The sequence below is a fragment of the Oceanobacillus luteolus genome (genome assembly GCF_023715655.1).
GTDB classification, from domain to species: Bacteria; Bacillota; Bacilli; order Bacillales; family Amphibacillaceae; genus Oceanobacillus; species Oceanobacillus luteolus.
Genome location: NZ_JAMBON010000124.1, coordinates 1 through 1,084, shown reverse-complemented (window position 1 = coordinate 1,084; position 1,084 = coordinate 1). Strand labels below are relative to the sequence as shown.

Sequence of the window (1,084 nt, the reverse complement as noted above, 5' to 3'; positions counted from 1 at the left end):
ACACCCGAAGTCGGTGAGGTAACCTTTTGGAGCCAGCCGCCGAAGGTGGGACTAATGATTGGGGTGAAGTCGTAACAAGGTAGCCGTATCGGAAGGTGCGGCTGGATCACCTCCTTTCTAAGGATATATAAGAAGGCGTAGGCGACCGTTTAGCAACATACAAACTGGAACACTCTGGAATGAGATAAAGGAAACACAGCGACCATAGGGAGCTGATGTTGACTTATCGATTGGAAGGGTGTGAAGTTTGCTAGTTGCTGGTCGCCGGAGCTAGACTATTTTCGGAACATCTAACTTCGTTAGATGAAACATACTGTGTTGTTTGTTCAGTTTTGAGGGAGCAAATCTCTCTGCTTGTACCTTGAAAACTAAATAAGAGTAACAACGACATCAAATAAAAGGCTGAAGCGACTGTTCAGAAACGGACGCATAAGCAAGGGTATGGAAAACGCGTCAGCGTTTGGAAGACCATTGCTTATGACGGGAGTTTCTTGGAGCTGAAGCTAGATTAAACTTGGTTATTAAGACCAATAGGCAAAAATGTAAGCTTTATTTACTGTAACTTAGTTAAGTGAATAAGGGCGCACGGTGGATGCCTTGGCACTAGGAGCCGATGAAGGACGGGACTAACTCCGATATGCCTCGGGTAGTTGTAAGTAAACGTTGATCCGAGGATTTCCGAATGGGGAAACCCACTGTCCGTAATGGGACAGTACGTATATCTGAATACATAGGATATACGAGGCAGACCTGGGGAACTGAAACATCTCAGTACCCAGAGGAACAGAAAGCAAATGCGATTTCCCAAGTAGCGGCGAGCGAAACGGAAACAGCCCAAACCAGTAAGCTTGCTTACTGGGGTTGTAGGACACTCCACACGGAGTTACAAAGAAACTCTTTAGATGAATCGATCTGGAAAGATCAGCCATAGAAGGTAACAGCCCTGTAATCGAAAAGGAGTTTCCTCCGGAGTGTATCCTGAGTACGGCGGAACACGTGAAATTCCGTCGGAATCCGGGAGGACCATCTCCCAAGGCTAAATACTACCTAGTGACCGATAGTGAACCAGTACCGTGAGGGAAAG

At 46.5% G+C, this 1,084-nt stretch carries 2 rRNA genes; both read left to right on the top strand.

Annotation, left to right across the window (positions count from 1 at the left end):
• Positions 1–117, top strand: a 16S ribosomal RNA gene (locus M3210_RS19990); the annotation flags it as partial.
• Positions 118–565: 448 nt separating this feature from the next.
• Positions 566–1,084, top strand: a 23S ribosomal RNA gene (locus M3210_RS19985); the annotation flags it as partial.